11 protein-coding genes are annotated in these 20,462 nt (G+C 70.2%); 4 read left to right on the top strand and 7 right to left on the bottom strand.

The genetic code is table 11. The features are described 5' to 3' along the window. Nucleotide 1: 1 nt before the first annotated feature. The 7 genes from FGX59_RS23315 to FGX59_RS23285 all read right to left on the bottom strand — a co-directional run bounded on the left by FGX59_RS23315 (nucleotide 2) and on the right by FGX59_RS23285 (nucleotide 13,492). Nucleotides 2-1,927 carry a vWA domain-containing protein gene (locus FGX59_RS23315; protein ID WP_138469533.1) on the bottom strand — a complete coding sequence of 642 codons (1,926 nt, stop codon included), beginning with the start codon at nucleotides 1,925-1,927 and terminating at the stop codon, nucleotides 2-4. Further along, nucleotides 1,927-2,970 (bottom strand): hypothetical protein, encoded by a 1,044-nt coding sequence (locus FGX59_RS23310; protein ID WP_138469532.1) that lies wholly within the window; start codon nucleotides 2,968-2,970, stop codon nucleotides 1,927-1,929. The genes FGX59_RS23315 and FGX59_RS23310 overlap by 1 nt, the downstream gene beginning before the upstream one ends. Next, nucleotides 2,963-5,668: a virulence factor SrfC family protein gene (locus FGX59_RS23305; RefSeq protein ID WP_138469531.1), complete on the bottom strand. Its 2,706-nt coding sequence runs from the start codon at nucleotides 5,666-5,668 to the stop codon at nucleotides 2,963-2,965. Before FGX59_RS23305 ends, FGX59_RS23310 begins: the two co-directional genes overlap by 8 nt. A 26-nt stretch (nucleotides 5,669-5,694) precedes the next feature. Further along, nucleotides 5,695-8,820: a virulence factor SrfB gene (locus FGX59_RS23300; protein ID WP_138469530.1), complete on the bottom strand. Its 3,126-nt coding sequence runs from the start codon at nucleotides 8,818-8,820 to the stop codon at nucleotides 5,695-5,697. Beyond that, nucleotides 8,820-10,106, bottom strand: a complete 1,287-nt coding sequence (locus FGX59_RS23295) for a hypothetical protein (protein ID WP_138469529.1) — start codon at nucleotides 10,104-10,106, stop codon at nucleotides 8,820-8,822. The genes FGX59_RS23300 and FGX59_RS23295 overlap by 1 nt, the downstream gene beginning before the upstream one ends. A 12-nt stretch (nucleotides 10,107-10,118) precedes the next feature. Next, nucleotides 10,119-11,912 carry a trypsin-like peptidase domain-containing protein gene (locus FGX59_RS23290; RefSeq protein WP_138469528.1) on the bottom strand — a complete coding sequence of 598 codons (1,794 nt, stop codon included), beginning with the start codon at nucleotides 11,910-11,912 and terminating at the stop codon, nucleotides 10,119-10,121. Between the two features lie 251 nt (nucleotides 11,913-12,163). Then, nucleotides 12,164-13,492 (bottom strand): peptidoglycan-binding domain-containing protein, encoded by a 1,329-nt coding sequence (locus tag FGX59_RS23285; RefSeq protein ID WP_138469527.1) that lies wholly within the window; start codon nucleotides 13,490-13,492, stop codon nucleotides 12,164-12,166. Between the two features lie 568 nt (nucleotides 13,493-14,060). On the opposite strand from FGX59_RS23285, the gene FGX59_RS23280 reads away from it, so the two are divergent. From FGX59_RS23280 to FGX59_RS23265, 4 genes are all read left to right on the top strand, one after another. Further along, on the top strand, nucleotides 14,061-16,853 hold the full coding sequence (locus FGX59_RS23280) for a bifunctional aconitate hydratase 2/2-methylisocitrate dehydratase (RefSeq protein WP_138469526.1): 2,793 nt from the start codon (nucleotides 14,061-14,063) through the stop codon (nucleotides 16,851-16,853). Nucleotides 16,854-17,108: 255 nt separating this feature from the next. Beyond that, entirely contained in the window at nucleotides 17,109-17,951 is an 843-nt protein-coding gene (locus FGX59_RS23275; RefSeq protein WP_138469525.1) for a class I SAM-dependent methyltransferase, read from the top strand. 159 nt (nucleotides 17,952-18,110) lie between these two features. Beyond that, entirely contained in the window at nucleotides 18,111-19,262 is a 1,152-nt protein-coding gene (locus FGX59_RS23270) for an acyltransferase family protein (RefSeq protein WP_171060794.1), read from the top strand. A 150-nt stretch (nucleotides 19,263-19,412) separates the two neighbouring features. Next, a complete protein-coding gene (locus tag FGX59_RS23265; RefSeq protein ID WP_206078416.1) occupies nucleotides 19,413-20,366 on the top strand; it encodes a sugar ABC transporter substrate-binding protein in 954 nt (317 codons plus the stop codon). Nucleotides 20,367-20,462: the final 96 nt, after the last annotated feature.

Raw genomic sequence — 20,462 nt, 5'->3', positions numbered from 1 at the left:
CTCAGGGCAGCACGTCGAAGGGCATGGCGAAAACATGCTCGCCATCGGGCGCGCCCTCGTAGAGCGGGGTCCAGACGCTGGCGTCATAGAGCCACTTGCGGTACTGGGCGAGCTTCTGGCGCATGCCGTCGAGGATGGTCCGGCGCAGCATCGCGCTCTGGCCCCAGCGGTCCTCGGTCATCTGCAGCAGCTGGCTGCGATAGGGCAGGTTCTCCAGGTATTCCAGCGCGCCGCCGATCGTGTCGGCCTCGGCATTGATCAGCATGTCGGGGTTCGTCGCCATGTCGGCGATCACGCCGCGGATCTGGCCGAAGAAGGCATAGGCGTCCTGCTGGTTGTCGGTCTGCTCGCCCAGCCGCACCAGGTTGTCGAGCAGCTCCGCCATGGTCGCCATCTCGTTCTTGGTCAGCAGGAGCCGCGGCTCCACCGCCATGCGCGAGGGCGCCTCGATCGCCTTGTCGGTGATCCAGCCGGTCAGCACGTCGGGCACCTGCGTGCCCTGCTGCGCGCCCAGATAGGCCAGCCGCATCGCCAGGCCCAGATCCTCGAGATCGTCGTCGCGCTCGTCCTCGGACTGGAGCGTCGCCTGGCCGCGCGCCTCGCGGACATGGTCGGTCAGGGCGCGGACCAGCCGCTCGGTGGTGGCGGCGAAGGTCGCCTCCTCGCCATTCTCGATCGGGTAGTAGAAGCTGCGCCCGGCAAAGCGCGACATCTCGCGGTAGCGCGCGGCGGCATAGTCATGCGTCGCCTTCCCGGCCGGGGTCAGCAGGTGCAGCGTCATCAGCGCGATGTTGCGCCCCTCGGCATCGGCCTGCAGCTCCTGCATGCCGATCTCGCTGCGGGCATTCGGGTCGCGCGCATCCTTCGGCCCGGCATCGGTGACGAGGATGACGTAGCGCGCGTCGAAGGGATCGCCGTCGCCCTGCGCCTGGTCCCAGTCGATCTCGGTCAGCGCGTCCTCGACGCCCGCGGCGCTGTCCTCGTTGAAGCCGGTCGAGCTGGCGGTCGCCACCTGGGTCGCCGCGCCGATCCCGGCGATCACCGCGCTCTGGTCGGCGCGCCGCTCCAGCGGCACCAGCACCCGCGTGCGGTATTCCAGCGCCGGGACGGCCTCGGGATTGTCGCGGAAGCCGATCACGCCGAAATTCACCGCATCGCCGATATCGGTCTCGACCAGTTCCGCGACGGTCGATTGCAGCACGCGCTGGACCTGGGCGATATAGGGATCCATCGACTGGGTGGTGTCGAAGACGAAGACCATGCCGACATCGAAGCGGCTCATGTCGCCGTCGCCGTCCCCCTTGGGGGCGCGCGGCGCCTCCTTGGGGATCGAGGCGACCTGCATCAGCAAGAGCTCTTCGTAATTCGCCGGGTGCAGGTCTTCGACGAAATCGAGGATCGGCATCAGGTAGAGCTCGTCGCGGATATTGACGAATTCCTCCGGCTCGACCGAGACGACGCCATGGGCGCCCTCGATGATGCCGCTATCGGCCTCGGCCAGCAGGCGCTCCTGCATGGCGGACAGCGCCTCGTGGTTCAGCAGCCAGCGCAGGCTGTCCTCGGTGTCGAAGATCAGCTGGCGCTGGCGCCCGGCGCTGTTGGTGAAGGCGCCGACGATGTTCTGCTTCCAGGGCACGGCGGTGCCGGGGCCGATCCAGCCCGCGGGCGGGGCGGAAGAGGACGGGCCGACCTGCGTCCAGTCGCCGTCGCGCGCGAAGACATAGAGCGGCTGGAAGGGCGGATAGCGCGAGATCACCGCGCCGTCGGGCGCGTCCATGAGCGCGGCGCCGGGCCGGGTCAGCACCCGCTGGTAGACGGTGTGCATCCCCTCGGCCAGGAGCGGTCGCGCCTCCTGGGCCGGGGCGGTGCCGGGCAGGGCGGAAAGCGCGAAGGCGACGAGGGCGGCGGCAAGGGCGGAGCGGGTCATCACTCGCAATACTCCTCGGCGGCGTTCCGCGCCAGCGTGTCGGACATGCCCGCGAGCCGCTCGCAGCTCTGCGCCAGAAGATCCGCGGCCGCCTCGCTGCCGGCGTCCTTCGCGCGGCGGTAGTATTCCGCCGCGCGGGCCGGGTCATCGCCGAAGCTCAGCCCGGTCGCCGTCTCGATCCCGTCGGCGGTCTCGCCGTCATAGAACTGGCCCATCAGCCGCATCGCCTCGGCATCGCCCGCGCGCTGTGCCGCCTCGACGGCGCCGAGCGCGTCATCGGCCGTCACCGCATCGCCGCAATCGAGAAGCTGCGCCAGCATGGCGGCACTGTCGCTTTCGCCGAGGGCAAGCAGGCTCGCGGGGGCGCAGGCATCGGCTTCAGGCGGCGGCGGCACGGGCGAGGTGTCCGACCGCACCGGGGGCGCGTCCGGCCGACTCTCCTGCCAGAACCACCAGCCCGCCCCGGCGCCGATGGCCAGCACGATCAGCAACGCCGCGATCCAGAGCCCGCGGCCGCCGCGGGTGTCCTCGTCCCCGTCCTCCTCCGCAGTCTCCTCGTCTTCCTCCGGCGCCTCGGGTTCCGGTTCCGGTTCGGGCTCCGGGACCGGCGGTGCGGGCGGTGGCGGAGCGGGCTCGGGCGCGGGCGGGACTGGCACGGGGCCGGACAGGCCGCTGCCGGGCTCTTCGGCACCGACTGCGCGGATGCCGCCGATCGCCGGGGCGCCGGGCAGCGGGAAGACCTCGTCGGGCCAGCTCACATCGGCGGTCAGCCCGCCCATGGCGATCTGCAGGCTGGCGAATTCCTCGATCTGGTTGACGATCTCGGGGCCGACGCGGACCACGTCCAGATCGCCCTGCCGCTCCACCTGGTAGGGGCCGAAGCCGTGGCGGTGCGGCTGGAAGCCCGAGGCGGCCAGGTAGTGCCCGCGGTACTTGTCGAGCACCTCGATCTCCACCGTGCCGCCCGGCAGCTGCCCGGCCGGCGCGGTGAAGAGCGCGTACCCGCCATCGGGGTGCTGCGGGTCGGGGCGGACATCAATCACGGGTCGTCTCCCGGGCGGTTTCGAAGCCGGTCAGAATGCTGCCGAGCCGCATGTTCTGCTCGATATTGACGGCACCGGACTCGCTATCCTTGGCATTGCCGACATAGAGCGTGTCAAGCGCGAAGACCCAGTCGGTCCAGGTCTCCTCGGAGGTGGCGCGCTGGCGCAGGGGCAGCGTGTCGGCGCTGTCGGCGGCAGGGCGCGGCGCGAAGACGGTGCGCAGGCTGCCATCGGCCAGTTCGACCTGCGGGCGCTCGGGCTCGGGCAGCCGCTCGGTCCCCAGCGTCGAGACGAAGCCGTTGATCCGCTCGGCGCAGAGGATCGCGGCGGCGGGCGCCTGGCGGTCTAGGGTCAGCCCGTAGCCGATCGCCCGCAGCTCCTCGGTCATGGTGCCCAGGAGCCCGAGCCGGCGGAAGCCGTGGACCATCTCGCCGGTCAGGCTGGCCGCGGCATTGGGCGAGAGCCCGTAGATGCCGAGCCCGGATTCGTCCTCGCGGAACTCGGCCAGCGCGTCCATCCAGGCGGAGAAGGCGGTCTCGACCTGGAACTGCTCGGGCGACATGGTGCGCACGCCGCCATTGGCGGGCTCTTCCGCGGGGGCGGGCGCCGCGGCGGCGGCCGGGGCCGGGGCGACGGCGGCGGGGCGCGCCGGACGGCCGGGCCGGGCGGGACCGGGCGCCGCGGGGCGCGGCGGCGCGGCCGAGGCGGGCTGTCCGGCCGAGGAGACCGCCGAGCTGATCCGGATCGAGCTCGGCACCCGGGCCAGCAGATCCTCGACCTTTTCCTGGTCGACGGTCAGCCGGTTGAGGAAGGCGCCGAAGCGGTGGCCCTGCAGCGTCAGCTCCAGCGCGTCGATGATCGCCGAGGCCTCGGCGCGCTTCTCCTCGATCCGCTTGGCGATGTCGTCGGAGACGTAGTAGCCGCCCACCGCCGACTGCAGGTCGCCCAGCACCTTGGCCAGCTGCGAGGCGATCTGCCGGGTCTTGCCCTCGGGGGTGCAGACCGAGGCGAGACGCGCCGTGAGATAGCCGACCCCGCCGTCATTGAGCGCCAGCGCCGCGTCCCAGGCGGCGGCGGGATCGGCGAAATGGGTCTGCACGCTCTCCGCCGCCAGGCAGCCGCTGCGCAGCTCCTCGAGCCGGCCGAGCTTGCTGTCGCGGATCGCCGCCTCGCGCTGGTCGCCGTCGTATTCGATCAGCCCTTCGACGAAGTAGTTCGGGTTGCGCAGCCAGTAGCAGTTGCGGAAGGGCTGCCCCGGCGCCCAGGTCTTCACCCAGTTGTCGTTCGACTGGCCGAAATTCTCCAGCAGCGAGGCATGCATCCGCCGCTCGAACCGGGTGGTGTCGCCGCCCCCGGCCGCGCTCTCGCCCAGGTGCTTGTCGAATTTCGTCATCACGAAGAACAGGATGCACTCGGTCGCCGCGCGCTGCGCCGGGGTGGCGCCATGGGTCAGCGCGATCCAGTTGTCGACGAGCCCGGGCAGGTCGACCGTGTCCATGTTGCTGTCCGGCACGCAGAGCAGCATCGAGGTGATGTCCTGGTTCTCGACATAGCGGTCGAAGAGATAGGCGACCTTGCCGCGCAGCAGCAGCTGGGTGACGGTCTTCTCGGGCTCGGCGAGCGAGACGCTCAGCGGCTTCTCGAAGCGGTTGCGCGCCCCGGGAAAGTCGAGGAGGTCGGTCGAGGCGAAAAGCGGCGAGGGCTGCTCGAGCATCGGGAAGACGAGCTCGGCGGCAAGCGCGCAGACCACGGCGCGCGGCAGCGCCACGACATTGCCGGTGCTGGTGCGCAGCTCCAGCGTGCTGTCCTCGCCGCCGCCGAACATGCCGTGCAGCGTCTTGACGTCGATGATCGAATGCTCGCGCGGGACTAGCGCGTCGCGGCGGGCATGGACCTGGGTGTCATGGCCGAGCTGCGCCAGCGCCTCGCAGAGCGTGACGTAGAGATCGGTGAAGGCCCGGTGCCCGCCCCAGTAGACCGACAGGAACTCGGCCCGGTCGCGGATCGCCATGCGCGGCGCCATCAGCGCGGCCTCGGTCTTGAAGGGCACGACGCCGGTCGCATAGGCGGTGCGGGCGAAGGCCTTGGTGTTCTCGATGTACTCGCCGATCTCCAGGACGTCCTCGGCCTCGAGCCCGGGCACCTCGGCGGGGCCCATGCGCGGCTGAAAGCGGGCGGCATGCGCCTTGAGATCATCGGCGGTGGGCACCGGCTCGGAGCGGTCGCCATCCATGAAGAAGCTGTTGATGAAGATGCGCGCGACATCCGCCTCGCTGAGCAGGACAAGCGGGATCGGGAAGCCCTCGGGCGCCGCCGCCCTGGTCATGGTGAAGCGGGTGACGAGCCCGGTCGACTCGCCCTCGCCCTCGGGATTGACCTCGCGGATGTAGTCGAGCTGCCCGTCGGGGCCCGAGAAATCCGCGGTCAGCCGGCCCTCGGCGGGGCGGGCCAGCACCGAGACCAGGAAGGACTTGCCCGCCTGCGAGGGGCCGAAGACGCTGACCGACAGCTTCGAGCGCGCGGCGCGGGCCAGCCGTTCGGCGCGGCGGGCGCCGCGGCGCATCCGGTGCAGGGCGGGGTCGCGCTCGGGGCCGACGGTCTCGGCATTCTGCGGGTCGCGCAGCCAGTCCATGGCCTCGCGCGACAGCGACGCGACCGAGGAACAGGCCTCTGCCAATGCGCTCTGGTCTATGCTCATGCCATCCTCTCCAATGGTCGTCCGCGTCAGATCCGGAAGGTTCCGGTTTCAAGCCAGTAGTCGTCCTCGAAGCCCAGCGTCTGCAGCTTCAGCACCACGGCGGCGGCGGGCTTGTAGGTCGTGCCGCTGCGGCCCTCGACGAAGACCGGCTTGAACTGCTCCAGCTGGGTCTCGCGCAGCAGCGTCTTCCTGACGATGTCGCTGGGCTTGTCGTCCGGGTCGACCTCGTCCTCGGCATCGACCTTCTCCAGCTCGACCGTCAGCGGCGTCTCCTCGGCGGCGATCTGGGCGTTGACGAAATCCAGCCGGTAGAGCGGGGTGGTCGTCCAGCGCTCCAGCGGCAGCTGCCGCGCGCCGATATGAACCGGCGAGAACATGCGGATCTTGGCGATGTCGCCGGAGCGGGTCGCGCTCTCGTCGAGGTCGATATTCGAGAACAGGATCCGGTCGTCGGGGATCTGGCCGTTGCGGTTCATCTCGCCGATATAGCGCGCGGTGGAGCGCATCTGGAAGGCCTCGGTCATCACCCGGAAATTGGCGATGCGGCTTTCCGCCAGGGCGATCAGCATGCCGCCGACGGCCACCGTGCTCTTGGGGTCGCCGATGCGCTGCGTGACCGGGTCGCGGAACGGGTACCAGCGCCCGGCGCGGTAGCGGTGCATCGAGACCAGGCGGTGCGGCGGCACGACCAGGAGCTCTTCGACGACCGAGCGCACGGCGGGCAGCCGCGAGGGCCGCCCGGTCAGCAGCACGACATCCGCGCCGACATGGTCGAGCACCTCGCACATGTTGCCCAGCACGTTCTGGAAGACCTCGCGCGAGATCGCGTCGACATCCTCCCGCGTGGTCGAAAGCCGCATTTCGGCGAGCCGCCAGCCGGTAGCGCCGAGATCGGCCGCGGCCTCCTCGACATAGGACAGCAGCTCGGCCGGCAGGGGTTCCGCTGCCTGGGCGCCCTCCTCGTCGGGGACCTGGCCCAGCACCTCGCCGGCATGGATGTCGATGCGCTCGAACTCCTCCAGCGTCTCGCATTTCTCCAGCACCGCCTCGGCCAGGGGCGTCAGGATGCGCAGCGCGTACTGCCGGCGCCGCTGCACCGACTGCTGGTCCTGCCCGCCGCGATCGCCGCCGAAGAGCTCGCGCAGCCTTTCGGCGACAAAGCGCCCGCCCGCCGCCTCGATCGACTGCTGCAGCCCCGGCAGCACCAGCGTGCTGATGAGCCGCGCGACCAGGTCGTCGCCGGCGATGCGGAACCCCTCGCGGAAGGTCTGGACCGGATGCAGCACGCGGTCGTCCTCATGCGCGTAGGTCGTCACCATCAGGTCGGTCGTGCCGCCGCCGATATCGATGCAGGCCAGGCGCAGCGTCGGCTCTTCGCGGCCGGTGCGCGCGACCATGCGGGGGCGGCCCTTCAGCTCCAGGAAGGTGCCGATGCGGCCCTCGAATTTCTGCGTCAGCTCGCTGTAGAGATAGACCAGCTGGGTGCAGCTCGCCTCGTCCCACTGGACCTTCAGCTCGGGCGGGGCCGAGATCGTGCTGGCGCCGCTGTCGAGCCCGCGCAGCGCCCAGACGAGCTTCAGCGCGGCCTTGGTGCGGGCGCTGATGACGGCCTGCTCCTGCACCGAGGTGGCGGTGGGCAGGCTCAGGATGATCCGGTTCAGCCGCCTGGGCAGCTCGCTCTGCGGACGGCGCAGCCGCGAGGCGGGGTCGTTGATCTGCAGCAGCACCTGCGCCAGCAGCTCCGCCATCAGGAAGGTGAAGAGCGAGGAGCGCGAGAAGCGCGGCCGCACCGCCGGGGACAGATCCGGCGGGCGCTGTCCCGAACGTCCCGCGCGGCGGTCCTCGGACAGCTGTGCCAGCACGTCGCCGGCCTCGTTCATGTGCCGCATCGCCGCGCGCACCGCCCTGGGCAGGCTTTCGGGATTGAGGTGGTTGTGGAACCGCCAGTCCTGCGGCATCGGCTCGCTGTCCCAGATGTAGCGCTTGGGCGAGGACAGGCCCGACACGGTCTCGGTGCCTTCCTCCCCCTGGACCATCCGCACCGCCTCGGGGCCGATCCGCACGAAGCTCGGCCAGACGAAGGCGTTGCGCCGCCCCGAGCGGCTGGCGAGCTGCTCGTTGCCGAAATTCAGCTCGGCGAATTCGGCGCGGCTCTGGAACAGGCCGGAATACTGGAATTCCGGGCGGCTGAGGTCGCGCAGCTCCAGCGGGAAGGAGCGGGCCAGGTCGACGCGGGTGTCGCCCGGGAAGCTCTCGATCAGGATGCCGCAGGTGCGGCTGTTGCCGATGTCGAGCACCAGGTCGACATTGACCGGCGCGATCGCGTCCTCGGCCGAGAGCGTGTTGACGAAGCGCATCTTCGGCGGCCGCACGGCGATGTCGATCAGGCGCAGATAGGCCAGGTAGCGCGCCCAGTGCTCGAACTGGTGGGGCAGGTCCTCATGGGCGATGGTGCGGCCCGGGCGCTCGGCGCGCTTGTAGGCCATGAACAGGTCGTCGAGCCAGTCCGAGACCCATTTCTGCAGGTCGACCGTGCTGCCGTCCGAGGCGGTCTCCACCCGGCGCAGGAACCAGTTCATCGCCGCCGGATCCGAGACCAGCCGGAAATGCCGCGGCTTCTCGGCATCGCCGCGCTCGGGGGCGAGATAGCGCTCGGGCTGGTTCTGCGCGATCAGGCTGGTATCCAGCGCGATCTGCACCCGGTGGGTATGGCCGGTGGCCGGATCGGGCTGCGCCAGTTCGACCGTGCGGATCCGCGCCCAGGCCGAGGGGCCGGGATCGTAGCGTTCCTCGCCGCGCGGGCCGCGCTGGCCCTTGATGCGCAGGACCGGCACCGGCACCCATTTGCCCAGATAGGGCTCCAGCGCGCTGACCGGGCGGACCGAGTATTCGTCATCCTCCGCCGTGGCGGCGTCATGCACGGCTGCGTCGGCATCCTCGTTGCCGGTCAGCGGGATCAGCTCGCGCTGGCGCAGCCCGTCGACCATGTCGCCCGGGCGCTCGACGAATTTCCACGACCGGACCGTCAGGTCATGCAGCGCGAAGCCGAAATCCAGGAACTGGACGCCGGAATAGGGGACGAGCGTCACGTCCTCGGGAAATTCCGTCAGCGCCCTCAGGCTGGCTTCGGTCTGGTCCTTGCGTTCGGCCATCACCGGCCCCCATAGCTGAATTCCGTGACCCAGTCGGGCTGTCCGGGCGTCACCGAGCCCTCGACAAGCTCGACCCGGTCGCCGTCCTGGATGCGCAGGCGGAAGGGCTGCGCGCCCGTCTCGCCGCGCGGCTGGTAGAGATTGACCCGGATGCGGTAACTGCCGGGCCCGGGCGCGGCATAGAACACGTTCTCCACCGGATCGCTGCGCAGGCGCGAGCTGCTGGCATTGCTATCGACATCGAGCGTGCCGCCGCAGGCCTCGCGGTTGCCGTAGGAAACGGTGCCGCCCTCGGGGCAGGTGACATGCAGATCCAGATCCGCGCGGCTGCCCCAGAGAAGCGAGAAGGTCAGCTCGCCGATGGTCGCGCCCTGCTCGGCGAGCCGCGCGGCATCAGCATCGTCCCGGCTGCCCGGCGGCAGCTCGGCGACCGGCAGCGGGATCGCCGGGTCGATGACCGGCTGGCAGGCGCGGTCGAGCGCCGAGAGCTCGCGCTCGGCCATGGCGATGCGGGTTTCCAGCACCTCCGTCTCGGCGAAGACCGCGGCGCGGGCGGTCTCCGCGCCGGGGCAGGCGCCGGGCAGGAAGGCCGGGCGCAGCGCGCAGGGCGCCACCAGCAGGTAGAAGATCGCCAGGAGGATCAGCAGCAGCAGGAGCCAGCCGAGCCAGAGCAGGGCCGCCGGAACGCCGCGGCGGGCGGGATCCTCCGCGAGGACGGCTGCCGGGGCGGTCGACGCCATCGCGTCCGCCCCGGCTCCGGCGCCGGCGGGCGGCGCGGCGGGCGCCATGGGCTGGCTGCGGTCGACGGCGCTGAGCGCGCCGCGCACTTCGGGCGCCTCGTCGCGCACCCAGCCCCAATGCGCCAGCACCGGCTGCGGGCGGCCGCCCGCGCCCGGCAGCACGAAGACCGAGCCCTCGCCGGGATGGCAGACCGCGTTGCGCAGCGCCTCGGAAAGCCGCTTCTCCTCGCGGCTGCCGCCCTCTTCCAGCCGCTCCGCCTCGGCGAGGATGTCGTCGCTCAGCCGGGCCAGCTCTGCGCGGGCGGCTTCGGCCTCCTCCGCGGGAAGGGTGGCGAGGGTCTGCGCCCGGCCGTCCAGCGGGCTGTACCAGTCGATGCGGTCGCCATAGGCGCTTTCCACCGGCTCGGCGAAGAGCGCGGCATGCGCCTCGCCCAGCGAGGGCGCGGCGAGGATCGCGCCGGTGACCAGCTCGTAGGAGCGCTGCGGGGCGGTCCCGAGCGGCCGGAGCCCTTCGGTCGTGCTATCAATCAGCAGTGCCGTGGACATCGCGCCGCCGCCCTATTCGCTGCCGCGCGGCGGCAGGGTCAGCATGCCGTCCTGCACCAGCGGGGCGCCGCTGGGCCGCGCCGCGGCGGGGCGCTCCACCACCGGGACGCAGGGGGCGCGGGTCACGGTGCCCTCGGCCCCGGCGCTCTGCAGGAAGGCCAGCAGGCTCTCGGAGGAGAGCGCGAAGTTCCAGCTTCTCAGCTCGCCGCGGTTGACGAAGGTGTTGACGCCGACGATGCGGCCGCAGCTATCGACCAGCGGCCCGCCGGAATTGCCCTGCGAGACATCGGCCGAATGCACCACCACGCGGGCGCCGCCGCGGTAGTCCTGCTCGGAATTGACGATGCCGTCGGTGACGATCAGGTCGGGCGCCGAGGTCATGTCGCCGCCCAGCAGCGCCTGGAACTGCGCGTCGCTCTGGATCACGTCGCCGGGATAGCCCGCCGCGACCACGGAGCGGAGCTTCAGGCTGCCCTGGGGCGCGTAGATCTCGAATTCCGGCTGCGACACGCCCTCGACGCGCAGCAGCGCGAAATCGGTCCCGGTCGTCTCCATCGGCCCGGAGGATTTCACCAGCGTCGCCGCATGGGCGCGTCCGAGCGCGGCGCTGGTGACGAAGATGCCGTCGGGCGCGGCGCCGGCGATGACATGGTGGTTGGTCAGCAGCAGGTCGGGGCCGATGAAGAAGCCCGACCCGGTCGACATGTCCGGTCCGGCGGTGGCCACGACCAGCGCGGTGCGCGCCTCCAGGAGCTCGAGCAGCGGCAGCGGCGCCTCCGCACCGGCCGGCTGGACGCGGGTGCGCTCGGGTGCGGGCGGCAGGACCGGGGAGGGGATGCCCGGGGCCACCGCGCCGGCGCGGTCCGCCGGATCGGCGGGATCGGGCGGCAGCAGCCCTTCGAGCGTGCGGCCGTCCGGTACCACCAGCGAGCCGTCGGCAAGGCATTGCGCGCCCTCGAGATTGTCCTGCAGCGCGGCCAGCCGGGTCTCCAGATCGCGGTTCAGCGCTTCGGCCATGGCGACCGCCTCGGCCGTGGCGGAGGCATCGGTGCCGGATGCGACGGGGAAAAGCCGGTTTCCGGGCACCAGCAGCCAGGCCAGCAGCCCGCCCGAGAGGAGCAGCAGCAGGACCAGCGGCAGCCAGGCGATGACCGGCAGCCGGCGCGTGGCAGCGGGCTCGGCGGCGGGCGGGCCCGTCTCTCCCTCCGCGGGGTCTTCTTCGGGGGGCTGCGCCGCGCTGGCCGGAGCTGCGGCTGCCGCCGCGGCAATCCCTGCGCCCGCGCCGACGGCCGCAGCCGCGGCCCCGGGCAGCGGCGAGGACGCCGCGGCGGGCAGGAAGGGGCCGAAGGTGCGGGCGCGATGGGCGGCCGCGTCGCGGATCCCGCCCGCGGGTTCCATCCCCCAGTTGACGATCACCGGCGCGCCCTGCACGGCCCAGAAATCGTCCTCGCCGGTGACCGTCAGCGCGGCGGCGATCAGCGGGCCGATCTCGGGATCGGCGGACAGGGCCGGCAGCGGCGCCAGCGCGGCGCGGAGCCGGTCGGAGACCTGCGCGCGGGCGCCCTCGTCAAGCTGCGAGAGCGGCGTGCCCGCGCCGGGGAATTCGGTGTACCAGGTGACGGAGCCCTCGGCCTCGTCATTGCCGCGGCTGACCAGCGGCTCGGCGAAGAGCGCGGCAGCGGCCTCGCCTGCATGGCGCAGCAGCGCCGCGTGCAGCGCCGGATAGAGCTCCAGCGCGATCGTGTCGCCGACCCTCAGGCACTGGCCGCGGTCGAGCCGGGATTTCGTCAGGAAGTGGTCGGCCATGGTCTAGTCCCGGCAGGAGGCGGTCGCGGCACGGGACCGGTCGCGGGGGCAAGGGCGGAGCGAAGACCTGGAAACGTGCATATTTAACCAAAACGAATGAGATCTCGCGATCACGTTAGGGATGGCAAAAACATAAAGCAAGCCATTGCTGCCGCAGGCGTAATCTGTCCGGCGGCGATCTGCCGGGCGGACGTGCGGACAGCACGCAAAAGGCGCCCGGCCGGGCGCCTCAGCTGTTCATGGGGCCGGGGTCACTGCTTGACGAGGATCGGCAGCAGGGTCCCGTTTCCGGCGTTGCTGGCTTCCTCGCTGTCGAGCATCAGCGCGCTGCGGATCACCGCCATGCGCTCGCCCGAGCTGCTGGGCAGGAAGGCCGGCTGCTGGTTCTGCTCGAGCGCGGTCATCGCCTCGACATACCACAGCTCTGCCTGCTTCTCGTTCTGCGCCGTGCCGAAGCCCTCGCGCAGATGGTGGCCGACGAGTTCGCCATAGGGGCCGAGGCCCGCGCCGACCATCATCAGCGCTCCGCTCAGCGCGGTTTCCGGCGCGTCCTCGCGGTAGCCCGCGCCGATGCAGACCTTGCCGAAGGCGGCGGCGGTCTCGGCATCGGGGGCGAGCTTGGCGCTCAGCGCCTTGGCTTCCGCGGCCAGGTCGGCCGGCGCGCCGGTCTGCAGCTTGGCCATCACCGGCGCCATGGTCTCCTCGACCAGGGTGCAGGACTGGGCGATCGCCTCGGGCGCCAGCTGGTAGGTGTCGGCGGTGGACTGGCCCGCGGTGATCGAGACGCTGCGCGCGCCGCAGAACTGCTCGCTCAGCGCCTGGTTGCGGTCGGTCATGCTGGCGGCCAGGATCGGGCCCTGGTTCGTCTGGGTCATCAGCTGGACGACCTCGCAGCGCTCGGACATCGAGGCGGAGGCCGGGGTCAGGGCGGGCAGCGCCGGCAGGGTCTTGGCGGCGGCCTGCGTGACCGAGGGCAGGGTCGGCTGCACCTGCGGCGCCTGGGCCTGGGCGACGGGCGGCGGTGCGACCGGCGGGGCGACGGCGGGCGGCACCGGCGCAGTCACGGCGGTGGTCCGCGGCGGGTAGTTCGGATCGTTGAACGCCTTCAGCAGCCCTTTGGTCCCTTCCGAGGCGACGACCTGCGGATAGGCCGCGCCGCCGCCGGCATTCATCCGGTTGTAGCTCTCGATCAGGACGCCGCGCTGGTAGTCGTCGAGATAGCCCGTGGGGTTGTAGCCCATATAGGCCTGGTAGCTGGAGATCCCGGCGCGGGATTTCGGCCCCAGCGCGCCATCGGGCGTGCCGACATTGAAGCCGAAGCCGTTCAGCGCCTGCTGGACCGACTTGTTCTCGGTGCGCTGCGCCGAGGAGATGCCCGACGGCTTCGGCGCCGCGCGACTTGTGGTGGTGGGCGCGGGCTTGTTCCGCGTGCATTTGCCCGTGGCGCCGCAGAAGATCGCCCCGGCCACGGCGGCGCCTGCCAGCGCCTTTGCGAGATCGTTCCCCGCCACGCCGTAGGACGGGACTGCGGCCAGGCTCGCCGCGGTTGCGAGGGAGATCAAATTCTTGCGCTTGAGCATGGCAATATCCCAAATCCGGTGTGATGCAGGCTCAGAAACCGAATCAACGGTAACCAGCGTTAACGGCAGGGAGAGTAGCGGAGCACAGACGTAAAGTCACCTTGGCTGGCTGTCCGGGCCCTTCGAGGCAAGGTATTCCACCATATGCGGCCGCTCCGGCCGGATCCGGTCCCGGGGGAGGTCCGGGGCGGAGCAGGCGCCGCCCGCGGGATCCTCCGCCGCTCCTGTCGGGCCCGGCAGCCCCGGAAAGGCCGTCCCGGTCCCGGAAACGGCGCCTGCCGCGGCCGCGGTGGCTGCGACATCTTCCCAGATTGTTGCGAATTGACTGCAATTCGCCCGCAAAACGCGCGAATGCGGGCTGAAATCCCGGATCTGCCAAGCTATGCGGCATTGCGGGCTTTCGGCGCTGGTCGACTTCCCCGCCAGTGGGGCATTATGACGGGATCGTGCCTCTTGCTACCGAAAATCACGTGGTATACAGATGTACACAATAAGCTTGCCATCGCTCGCGAGATTTGCTTGCGGCCCAGTGTTCTAGCTTAATCCAACACGGAATCTAGGGATCGTCATGAGCTTGTACACAGACTACCTAAACGAGATCGAAACGCGCAAAGGCGAAGGCCTGCATCCCAAGCCCATCGACGATGGCGAGCTGGTGAAGGAGCTTATCGCGCAGATCGAAGAGGCCGGGAACGAGCACCGCGCCGACTCCCTGCAGTTCTTCATCTACAATACCCTGCCCGGCACCACGAGCGCTGCAGGCGTCAAGGCGGCCTTCCTGAAGAAGATCATCCTCGGCGAGTCCGTCGTCGAAGAGATCACTCCCGCCTTCGCCTTCGAGCTGCTGTCGCACATGAAGGGCGGTCCGTCGGTCGAGGTCCTGCTCGACTTGGCGCTCGGCGATGACGCCGGGATCGCCGCGCAGGCGGCAGAGGTGCTGAAGACCCAGGTCTTCCTCTATGACGCCGACATGGCGCGCCTGGCCGCGGCCCACGAGGCCGGCAACCCGGTCGTGAAGGACATCCTGGAAAGCTACGCCAAGGCCGAGTTCTTCACCAAGCTTCCCGATGTCGACGACGAGATCAAGGTCGTCACCTACATCGCCGCCGAAGGCGACATCTCCACCGACCTGCTGTCGCCGGGCAACCAGGCGCATTCGCGCTCGGACCGCGAGCTGCACGGCAAGTGCATGATCTCCCCCGAGGCGCAGAAGGAAATCCAGGATCTGCAGGCGCAGCACCCGGACAAGCGCGTCATGCTGATCGCCGAGAAGGGCACGATGGGCGTCGGCTCCTCGCGCATGTCGGGCGTGAACAACGTGGCACTGTGGACCGGCAAGCCCACCAGCCCCTACGTTCCCTTCGTCAACTACGCCCCCGTCGTGGCGGGCACCAACGGCATCTCGCCGATCTTCCTGACGACCGTGGGCGTCACCGGGGGCATCGGGCTCGACCTGAAGAACTGGGTCAAGAAGCTCGACGAGAACGGCAAGCCGCTGCTGAACAACGAGGGCAACCCGATCCTCGAGCAGAAGTACTCGGTCGCCACCGGCACCGTGCTGTCGATCGACACCAAGGGCAAGAAGCTGAAATCCGAGGATGGCAGCGAAGAGCTGGCCGATGTCGCCTCCGCCTTCACGCCCCAGAAGGTCGAGTTCATGAAGGCGGGCAGCTCCTATGCCATCGTCTTCGGCAAGAAGCTGCAGACATTCGCCGCGGAAACCCTCGGCGTCGAGCCGACCCCGGTCTTCGCCCCGAACAAGGAAGTCTCGGCCGAGGACCAGGGCCTGACCGCCGTCGAGAAGATCTTCAACCGCAACGCGCTCGGCGTGCCGAAGGGCAAGGTCCTGCATGCGGGCTCGGATGTCCGCGTCAAGGTGAACATCGTCGGCTCGCAGGACACCACCGGCCTGATGACCGCGCAGGAGCTCGAGGCGATGGCGGCCACCGTCATCTCGCCGACCGTCGACGGCGCCTACCAGTCGGGCTGCCACACCGCGTCGGTCTGGGACAAGAAGGCCCAGGCGAACATCCCGAAGCTCATGTCCTTCATGAACAACTTCGGCCTGATCACCGCGCGCGACCCGAAGGGCTCCTACCACGCGATGACCGACGTCATCCACAAGGTGCTCAACGACATCACCGTGGATGACTGGGACGTCATCATCGGCGGCGACAGCCACACCCGCATGTCGAAGGGCGTCGCCTTCGGCGCCGACTCCGGCACCGTGGCGCTGGCGCTGGCGACCGGCGAGGCGACCATGCCGATCCCCGAATCCGTGAAGGTCACCTTCAAGGGCGAGATGGCGCCGCACATGGACTTCCGCGACGTGGTGCACGCCACCCAGGCGCAGATGCTCCAGCAGCATGGCGACAACGTCTTCCAGGGCCGCATCATCGAAGTCCATATCGGCACGCTGCTCGCCGACCAGGCCTTCACCTTCACCGACTGGACCGCGGAGATGAAGGCCAAGGCCTCGATCTGCATCTCCAATGACGAGACGCTGATCGGCTCGCTGGAACTGGCGAAGCACCGCATCCAGGTGATGATCGACAAGGGCATGGAGAACGAGGCCGGCACGCTCGCGGGCCTGATCGCCAAGGCCGACAAGCGCATCGCCGAGATCACGTCGGGCGAGAAGCCCGCGCTGCGTCCCGACGACAACGCCAAGTACTTCGCAGAAGTCGTGGTGGATCTCGACCTGATCGACGAGCCGATGATCGCCGACCCGGACGTCAACAACGCCGATCCGTCGCGCCGCTACACCCACGACACCATCCGTCCGATCTCCTACTACGGCTCGGAGAAGAAGGTGGATCTGGGCTTCGTCGGCTCCTGCATGGTGCACAAGGGCGACATGAAGATCGTCGCCCAGATGCTGAAGAACCTGGAGAAGGCGAACGGCAAGGTCGAGTTCAAGGCGCCGCTGGTGGTGGCCGCTCCGACCTACAACATCATCGACGAGCTGAAGGAAGAGGGCGACTGGGAAATCCTCCAGAAGTACTCGGGCTTCGAGTTCGACGACCTCTTCCCCAAGCAGCAGAACCGCACCGAGTACGAGAACATCCTCTATCTCGAGCGTCCGGGCTGCAACCTGTGCATGGGCAACCAGGAGAAGGCCGCGAAGGGCGACACCGTCCTGGCCACCTCCACGCGCCTCTTCCAGGGCCGCGTCGTGGAAGACAGCGCCGAGAAGAAGGGCGAGTCGCTGCTCGCCTCGACCCCGGTCGTCGTGCTCTCGGCCATCCTCGGCCGCACGCCCTCCGCGGAGGAGTACAAGTCCGCGGTCGAAGGCATCGACCTGACCAAGTTCGCGCCGCCGGTTGCCGTGCCGGGCACCGCACGCTCGGTCCACTTCTAAGCACCTGACCCGCGGTTCCGGGCCCCTGGCAGCAGGCGGCCCGGGCCGGGGCCGGACCGAAATCCGAGAGAGGGGCAGTGGCGGAAATCGCCGCTGCCCCTTTCTTCCGTCCGGCGCCGCCGCCTCCTGGTCCCGCCGATGCCGCCCCCCGCGCCGGGGACGCCGCGCAAGCGCGCAGATCCGGCAATGGCGGCGGTTTCTGCCGATCCGTGCTACCTTGGGTTGCGAACGGATTGGGCTGGCGGAGGCGGCACGATGGAGGCGAACCGGGCACAGGCGGAATACTGGAGGTCTCCCGCCGGGCTGGCATGGATCGAGCACGAGCATGCGCTCGACACCGCCATGGCGGGCATGCTGGAGACGGTGCTCGACGCCGCGGAAATCGCCCCCGGCGACCGCGTGCTCGATATCGGATGCGGCACCGGCGCCAGCACCATCGCCGCGGCTGCGCGGGTGCCCCGCGGCTCGGTCCTCGGCATCGACATCTCGGCCCCGCTCCTCGACCGGGCGGAGCGCCGCTGCCGCGCCGCCGGGATCGGGAACGCCGCCTTCCTTCTGGCCGATGCGCAGAGCCATGCTTTCGCGCAGGGCGGGGCCGACCGGCTGGTCTCGCGGCTGGGGACGAGCTTCTTCGCCGACCCGGTCGCGGCGTTCCGCAACCTCGCGCTCGGGCTGCGGCCGGGCGGGCGGATGGCCTTCTCCTGCTGGGCGGCGGTGGCCGAAAACCCGTGGTTCCGCATTCCCGGCGAGGCGGCGCGGGCGCGGCTCGGGCCGGTGGCGGTAGGCGATCCGGACGCGCCGGGTCCGACCGCCTTCGCCGATGCCGGCCGCGTGGCCGGGCTGATGGCCGCGGCCGGGCTGCGCGAAATCTGCGCGGAGCCGGTCGCCATCGTCCTGACCCCGCCCGGCGGTGCGGTGGGCGCGGCGCGGGCCGCCAGCCGCGTCGGACCGGCCGCCCGCATCATGAAGGCCCGGCAGGGCAGTGCGGCGGATGCCGCGACGATCGAGACGGCGGTCCGCTACGCCTTCGCCCCCTTCGCAGAGGCAGGGGAGATCCGCGTGCCCGCGCTGGTCAACCTCTTCACCTGCCGCATCTGAGAACCCCGCGGGTCCGCCCGCGCCAGAGGAGACGGCCATGGCAAGGCGACGGCCACAGCGCGTGCCGCCCGGAACAGCCGACCGCCTGCCGGGGAGGCAGGGCGGGGCGGCCGGACCCTGCCTGCGGGACCCGCCGGGCAGCCGACAGGGGCGGGGCCGGTGACCCGCCGCTACGAACTCGACTGGCTGCGGGTGCTCTTGTTCGCGCTGCTCGTCCCGCATCATGTCGCCGTCGGCTTCGTCGACTGGGGCGCCGATATCTACCAGTTCGCCAATGACCGCCTGGCCGGGGACGGGATGACGCTGTTCATCTACTGGAGCCATAGCTGGCGGCTACCCTCGCTCTTCCTGATCTCGGGGGTCGGCACCTGGTTCCTCACGGCGCGGGGCAGCGGTGCGGGCTTCATGGGGCGCCGGCTCCTGCGCCTCCTGGTCCCGGCCGCCTTCGGGGCGCTCGCCGTCAATGCGCTCGGCGGCTACGCGATCGCGCGGATGACCGGCGATCCGGGCAGCTTCCCCGCCTTCTGGCGCGGCTGGCTGGCCCGGCCCGAGCCGCGGCATTTGCAGCATCTGTGGTTCCTGGCGAACCTTGCCATCTACACGCTGGCCTGCTGGCCGCTCCTCGCGATCCGCAACCGGCTCGCCCGGCTGGCACTGCCGCCGCCCGTGCTGGCCGCGGGGCTGGCCGGGCTCGCGGTGCTGGCGGTGGCGCTGGCGAAGCCCCATTGGGCGGCGATCGCCGGGGACGGCTACCAGTTCGGCTACTACCTCGTCTTCTTCCTCGGCGGCCTGCTGATCGGCGCGCGGCACGCGGCGGTGCTGGGCTGGGCCGGGCGGCGGGCCTGGGCGCTGCTGGCGGCGGCTGTGCTGCTCTTTGCGGCGAAGGTCGTGCTGCTGGTCCTGGCGCTGGCCGCGGATCCGGAAACCGGGCAGGCGCTGGCGGCCGGGGGCTGGGTCCCGGCGGGGCGCGCACCCGCCCATGCGACGGCCTTCAGCGCCATCGAGGCGCTGACCGCCTGGGCCTGGTGCCTGGCCGCGCTCGGCCTCGCCGCCCGCTACCTCGCATGGCCCGGCCGGGCGCTGCCGGAGCTGAGCCGCGCGGTCTTTCCGGTCTATGTCCTGCATTTCCCGCTGACCCTGATCGGCCTGGCGCTGGCCGCGCAGGTCGCCGCGCCCTGGCCCCTGGAATTCCTGCTGCTGCTGGCCTTCGTCTACGGCGCGAGCTGGGGGCTCTGGCGGCTGGCGGACCGGCTGGGTCCCCTGCGCTACCTGATCGGCGGCCGTCCGCCGCGATGTGTCAGAGTGAAATGATAAATTTAATACTTTATTTCAAAAATGTCATGAGCCCAGTTTCCGGCCGCAGGGGCTTTCGCTAGGGTCCGCGGCAGGTGCCGGATCGCTTGGAGGAGTGGGTCCGGCCGGATTTCGGGAGGAATACCAATGAGTTTGAAGGACCGGGCCATGCGTGGCCTGCAGCTGGCGGCTGCGCTGAGCTTTGTGGCAACGACCGCCACGGCAGCGAACATTTTTGTCGTCGGCGGCAAGCCCGACGATCCGTTCTGGGCGGTGGTGAAGCGCGGGGCGGAAGACGCCGGCAAGGTCGTGGAAGCCCAGGGCGGCTCCGTCACCTGGCTCGGGCCGCAGAACTACGACAATCTCGGCAATGACGCCGCCGAGCTGATCCGCCAGGCGATCAGCCAGGGCGCGGATGCAGTGGTCGGGCCCGACTGGGTGCCCGAGGCGATGGAGCCGGCCTTCGAGGCGGTGACCGCGGCGGGCATCCCGCTGATCATCTACAATGCCGGCGATCTCGAAACCGCCGAGCGGCTGGGCGCGATGAACTATATCGGCAGCGATCCCTATGACTCGGGCTTCGCCGCGGGCAAGTACTTCGCCGATAACGACCTGAAGGACGGCGTCTGCCTCAACACACTGCCGGGCGTCGCCAATGTCGAGGCCTTCTGCAAGGGCATGACCGAGGGCATCGAGGAGAATGGCGGCAAGGGCGACGTGCTGCCGCTGCCGGCGACCTCCTTCGGCTCCTCGACCGCGGTGGCGCAGGCGCTCAAGGGCTACCTGCTGAAGAACCCGACGGTCAACGCGGTCTTCACCGTCGGCAATGTCGACACGACCTCCGCGAGCAGCGGCATCATGCAGGCGGGCAAGACCGGCCGCGTCCAGGTCTGCGGCATGAATATCGACCCGAGCATCCTGGAGAACATCAAGTCCGGCAACCAGCTCTGCGCGATCGACCAGCAGGGCTATCTGATGGGCTATCTCTCGGTCTCGATCCTGAACGCCAAGGTCAATTTCGGCATGGAGGTCCCGACGAAGGAGATCCTCACCGGCCCGGCGGTGATCGACAAGGCGAATGTCGATGTCACGCTCGAGGGTGTCGAGGCTGGCGTCCGCTAGCCGGGGCAGGCAGAAAAGGCATTTGCGTTCCGCCCGGCTCCGCCCGGGCGGCGCGCTGCGCGGGCAGGCCGCGGCAGAGCAGTGACTGGGAGGATT

The organism is Poseidonocella sp. HB161398, assembly GCF_005870025.1.
Lineage (GTDB): Bacteria > Pseudomonadota > Alphaproteobacteria > Rhodobacterales > Rhodobacteraceae > Mangrovicoccus.
Note: the sequence above shows the minus strand (reverse complement) of the source record. Positions and strands in the feature narration are given on the sequence as shown.